This is a genomic window from Streptomyces sp. 150FB, assembly GCF_000818195.1.
Taxonomy (GTDB): Bacteria; Actinomycetota; Actinomycetes; order Streptomycetales; family Streptomycetaceae; genus Streptomyces.
This window is the reverse complement of sequence record NZ_JTHL01000001.1, coordinates 7,077,964-7,083,262: the sequence shown is the minus strand read 5'-3', so window position 1 is coordinate 7,083,262 and position 5,299 is coordinate 7,077,964. Positions and strand designations below refer to the sequence as shown.

The window sequence follows — 5,299 nt, the reverse complement described above, 5'->3', positions numbered from 1 at the left end:
CGCTGCCCGCCGCGCTGACGCTGCTGGCGATCGTGCCCGTACTGGCGACCCTCTGCGTGGCTCTGGCGCTGCGCCCGCGCCGTCCGGCGCGCGCCGCCAAGGGGGAGGTGCGGCCCGAGCCGAAGCGTCCTGACGGCTTCGCCCCGACCCCGGCGCCGGCCGGGCTGCCCTGGGGTGTCGCGCTCACCGCGGCGGGGCTGGCCGTCGAGACGTACGCGAGCAGGGGCGGCAGCGGTTCGCCCGTGCGGCTGCCCGGCGCGTTCGACGGCAACCCGGCCGGTGTGCTCATCGGATGGGCGCTGACCGCGCTCGGCCTGGCCCTGGCCGGCCCCGGGCTCACCCACCTGAGCGGGCGAATGCTGCAGAGCCTGCGCCCCGGTGCGATCCGGCTGCTGGCCGGCCGCTCGCTGATGAACGAGGCGCGCCGCATCGGGGCGCCGCTGGGCGTGCTGTGCGCGGTGATCTCCGGGGTGCCGGCGGCGACCGCGCTGCACGGCCCCGGCGACGACGGGCCCTTCGGTCCGCTCACCGGCATGGGCGCGGCGCTGATCGTCGGCTGTACGGCGGCGACACTGCTGACGGCGGCCCTGGAGTCGAAGCAGGAACGCTCCGGCACCAGAGCGTCGCTGCTGCGCATCGGCACCCCGGCGGTGGCGCTGCGTACGGCGGTGGCGGTACGCAGCGCGGCGCTTGCGGTCCTCTTCATCCCGCTGACCTGGGCGCTCTCGGCACTGGCAGCGGTGCCGCTGGCGCACTGAGCGGATCCGGGATCCGGCGGGATCAGCGGAGCGGGGTCGGCAGCGGGGCGTAGCAACGCGTACGCCCCGCTGCCGCGTTGAGCGGCCCAGGGCCTATCGTGACCGCATGGTGAATGGCGAGCAGGCCCCCGTGGACGGTCACGACCACGAGATCGAATCCCTGGACGAGTTCGACCGTACGGTCTCGCGCGGAGCGCTCGCCGGATACCGGTTGCAGTCCGTCGACCTGACGGGCCGTACGGCCGTCCTCCTCGCGACCGACACCTCGGGCGCCGTCTTCCTCGGCTGTCCGATGGAGCCCGAGGCGCTCGCCAAGGTGCGGGACGACGGCGCCATGGTGTTCCCGCCGGTGCCGGGGCTGCCCTTCGACCCCTACCGGGGCAGTCTCTACTCGCCGGACCAGCTCTTCGACGGTCTCGCCGACGGCGGGTACGAGTCGACGCCCGACGCGCTCGCCTACGCGTGGTTCCAGCGGACCAAGTCCGACGGCGACATCTTCGCCTCCATGCTGCGCTCGGTGCACGACGACGCGATATCCGACGCCCTCGACGAACTCCTCGCCGGCGCACGGGTCGTGGGGGTCATGGGCGGCCACGCGATGGCGCGCGGCACCGACGCGTACGCCGGGGCGGCCCGGCTCGGGCGGTCCCTGACCCGTACGGGACTGACCGTCGCGACCGGCGGCGGGCCCGGCGCCATGGAGGCGGCGAACCTCGGTGCGTACGCGGCGGCGCACGCCGACGAAATGCTGGACGAGGCGCTCGAACTCCTCGGCAAGGAACCGTCGTTCGTGCCGTCCGTCTCCGACTGGGCACGGGCCGCCTTCGAGGTGCGGGACCGCTGGCCGGGTGGTTCGGAGTCGGGGGGTACGGAGTCGGTGGGCATCCCCACCTGGTTCTACGGCCATGAGCCGCCGAACGCCTTCGCCGGGCACATAGCGAAGTACTTCGCCAACGCCACGCGCGAGGACGGCCTGCTGGCCCGCTCGAACGCGGGTGTGATCTTCCTGCCGGGCGCGGCCGGCACCGTGCAGGAGATCTTCGACAACGCGACGCCCAACTACTACCAGTCGCGTGGCGGTCCGACCCCGATGGTGCTGGTCGACCGCGACCACTGGACGCACCGGCTGCCCGCGTGGCCACTGCTCCAGGCGCTGGCGCGGGAGCGGCCGATGGAGACCAGGATCGCGCTGGTCGACTCGGTGGACGAGGCGCCGGAGGCGCTGGCGCGGCTGACGTCGGGCTGAGGCGCGGCATGTGGGGAGCCCCTGTGCGGTCTGGTACGGGCCTGGCGCCGCCGCCGGTCCGTCGGCATGACCTCCGGGGTAATCGACGGGTCCGGCCGCCTCCGGCAGTCTCGTCCCTGTCAGCCACCGCACCGCGAGACCCGGGGGATCCGATGACCAGCAGCGCCACCACCGAGAGCACCCGTGCCACCGCCCTGGAACTGCTGCGCAGGATCGCGGCGGGCGACCCGGCCGGTATCGCTGAGCTGTTCGCCGAGCAGGTCGACTGGGCCATCGCCGCGAACCCGGCGGTCCCGTGGATCAGGCCGCGCGCCACCCGGGCCGATGTCGCCGACCACTTCAGGGAGTTGGGCGAAGGACAGAGCCCCGACCCGGCCGGGACCTCGGTCGACGCGGTGGTCGCCGACGGCCAGGACGCGATGATCGCGGGGCAGCTCGCCGGGACGGTACGGACGACCGGCAAGACCTTCCGCTCACCGTTCGCCGCGCGGCTGACTGTCGAGGACGGCCTGATCACCGGCTACCGGGTGTACGAGGACAGCCTGGCGATCGCCGCCGCCTGCACGCCGTAGGGGACCTGGACAACCCGGGCCGGTCTACCGCTTTCCGCTGTCGTCGGCGGCCAGCACCACGACGTCCTCGGACCTGAAGGCGACCTCGACGCTCGCCCCCTCCGCCGGGGCCTCGTGCAGCCCGCACTCCGCCTCCAGCGTCGGCGCGCCCTCGGGCCGCAGCAGTACGGCGACCCGGCTGCCCCGGAACGTACGCGCCTCGACCGTGCAGCGCAGGCCGCCGCCGGCCGGCTCCCCCGGCGCGGCCGGCCGTACGCCACCGGGACGTACCAGCAGCATCCGCTCGCCCTGCGGGGATCCGGCGGGGACCGGGATCTTCCCCCAGACCGTGTCGGCGGTCTCGCCGGTGACCGTCGCTCCCACCACATTGTCGAAGCCGAGGAACCGCGCCACGAACGCGGAGGCCGGCCGCTGCCAGACGTCGAGCGGGGCGCCGGTCTGCGCGATGCGGCCGTCCCGCATCACCACCACCCGGTCGGCGAGTGCGAACGCCTCGCCCTGGTCGTGCGTGACGGCGAGCACCGTCGTACCCAACCGGCCGAACAGCAGCCTCAGTTCGACGACGAGCCGTTCGCGCAGGCTCCGGTCGAGCTGGCCGAGCGGCTCGTCCAGCATCAGCAGTCTCGGCCTCGGAGCGAGCGCGCGCGCCAGCGCGACCCGCTGCTGCTCGCCGCCGGACAGCGCGGCGACGGCCCGCCGCCCGGCGCCCGGCAGGCCGACGAGGTCGAGCAACTCCTCGACTCTGGTGGACTGTTCGTCGCGCGACATCCCGTGCATCCGGGGTCCGAAGGCGACATTGCCGCCCACGTCCCGCTGCGGGAAGAGCTGGTGGTCCTGGAACATCAGGCCGACCCCGCGCCGGTGGACGGGCACGCCCGCCTGGTCGGCGCCGTCGAGCGACACCCGTCCGCCGTCGAGGAGTTGGAGTCCGGCCACGACCCGCAGGAGCGTCGATTTGCCGCTGCCGCTCGGGCCCAGCACACAGACGATCTCGTGCTCGTCGACCTCCAGGTCCACGGAGTCCAGAGCCGTACGGACGCCCTTGCGCTCCCCGAACCGTACGGTCACATCCGACAGGGTCAGCAGCGCCATCAGAACTCTCCGGAACGGTCGGTACGTATACGTTCGAGGGCCAGCAGCGACACCGCGCAGACCAGCATCAGGATCGTGCTCAGGGCCATCGCCTGCCCGTAGTTCAGCTCGCCGGGCCTGCTGAGCAGCCGCGCCACCGCCACCGGCAGCGTCGGCTGGTCGGGCCGCGCGATGAACACCGTCGCGCCGAACTCACCGAGCGAGATGGCGAAGGCGAACCCGGCCGCGACCAGCAACGCCCGCCGCACATGGGGGAGATCGACCTCCCGCCAGACGCGCAGTGGTGAGGCGCCGAGCACCGAGGCCGCCTCGCGCAGCCGTCCGTCCACCGCCCGCAGCACCGGCAGCATGGTCCGTACGACGAAGGGGACGCCCACCAGCGCCTGTGCGAGCGGCACCAGCATCCATGAGGCGCGCAGATCCAGCGGCGGCTTGTCGAGGGTGATCAGGAAGCCGAAGCCGACCGTCACGGCCGAGACCCCGAGCGGCAGCATCAGCAGCGCGTCGAAGCCGCGCAGCAGACGCCCCGCCCCGCGGGCGAGCGCCGCGGCCGCCAGACCGCCGACCACCAGCGCGACGGCCGTCGCGACGACCGCGTACCGCAGCGAGTTCCACACCGACTCCAGCGGCGGTACGAGGAACGTGCCGCCGCTGTCCACCGAGGTGAGCGCCCGGTAGAAGGTGAGGCCGTATCCGCCGGGCCCGTCGAGCGAGCGCTCGACCAGCACGCCGAGCGGCAGCAGGATCAGCAGCGTCACACTGGCGAGAACCCCGCCGAGCAGCGTCCACTGACCGGCGCCGCGCGGCCGGCGCGCGGTCCGCGCGGGGTCGACCAGCTTCAGCGAGGTCTCCCTCCGTCGTACGGTCCACGCGTGCACGGCGAGGATCAGGGCGACGGCGGCGAACTGCACCAGCGTCAGCACGGCGGCGGTCGGCAGATCCAGCAACTGCGCGGTCTGCCGGTAGATCTCCACCTCCAGGGTGGAGTACGCGGGCCCGCCCAGGATCTGCACGACGCCGAAGGACGTGAACGTGAAGAGGAAGACCATCAGCGCGGCGGCGGCGACGGCGGGTCCGAGCGCCGGAAGCGTCACCCGCCACCACGCGGCGAGCCGGCCGGCACCGAGGACCCTGGCGGCCTCCTCCTGACGCGGGTCGAGCTGCGACCAGAGGCCGCCGACCGTCCGTACGACCACCGCGTAGTTGAAGAAGACGTGCGCGAGCAGGATCGCCCAGACGGTGGTGTCGAGCCGTACGCCCCACAGCTCGTCCAGCAGTCCGCCTCTGCCGAGGAGCGCCAGGAAGGCCGTGCCGGCGACGACCGTCGGCAGCACGAACGGCACGGTGACCACGGCGCGCAGCAGGTTCTTGCCGGGGAAGTCGAAGCGCGCGAAGACATACGCGCCCGGCAGTGCGATCAGCAGCGTCAGCGCCGTCGAGGCGAGCGCCTGCCAGGTGGTGAACCACAGGACGTGCAGGATGTCGGAGCGGCCGAGCACCTCGCCGATCCGGCCGAACTGCCAGCCGGTGTCCGTCTTCAGGCCGCGCCCGACGATGGCGACCACCGGGTAGGCGAAGAAGACGGCGAAGAACGCGACGGGCAGGCCCATCAGGCCGAGCCGCACCGCGTT

General features: G+C 73.3%; 4 protein-coding genes and 1 pseudogene. 3 read left to right on the top strand and 2 right to left on the bottom strand.

Annotated elements, in window-relative coordinates; genetic code table 11:
* The 3 genes and pseudogenes from QR77_RS49295 to QR77_RS30430 all read left to right on the top strand — a co-directional run.
* Positions 1-758, top strand: a pseudogene (locus QR77_RS49295) (hypothetical protein); the annotation flags it as partial.
* A gap of 106 nt (positions 759-864) precedes the next feature.
* A complete protein-coding gene (locus QR77_RS30435; protein WP_052489160.1) occupies positions 865-2,004 on the top strand; it encodes an LOG family protein in 1,140 nt (379 codons plus the stop codon).
* Between the two features lie 152 nt (positions 2,005-2,156).
* Positions 2,157-2,576 (top strand): nuclear transport factor 2 family protein, encoded by a 420-nt coding sequence (locus QR77_RS30430; protein WP_040025205.1) that lies wholly within the window; start codon positions 2,157-2,159, stop codon positions 2,574-2,576.
* Between the two features lie 24 nt (positions 2,577-2,600).
* Here QR77_RS30430 and QR77_RS30425 read toward each other — a convergent pair whose 3' ends face one another.
* Complete coding sequence (locus QR77_RS30425) at positions 2,601-3,668, bottom strand: ABC transporter ATP-binding protein (protein WP_107069003.1); 1,068 nt, start codon at positions 3,666-3,668, stop codon at positions 2,601-2,603.
* Entirely contained in the window at positions 3,668-5,293 is a 1,626-nt protein-coding gene (locus QR77_RS30420; protein WP_236711176.1) for an iron ABC transporter permease, read from the bottom strand. Before QR77_RS30420 ends, QR77_RS30425 begins: the two co-directional genes overlap by 1 nt.
* Between the last annotated feature and the right edge of the window lie 6 nt (positions 5,294-5,299).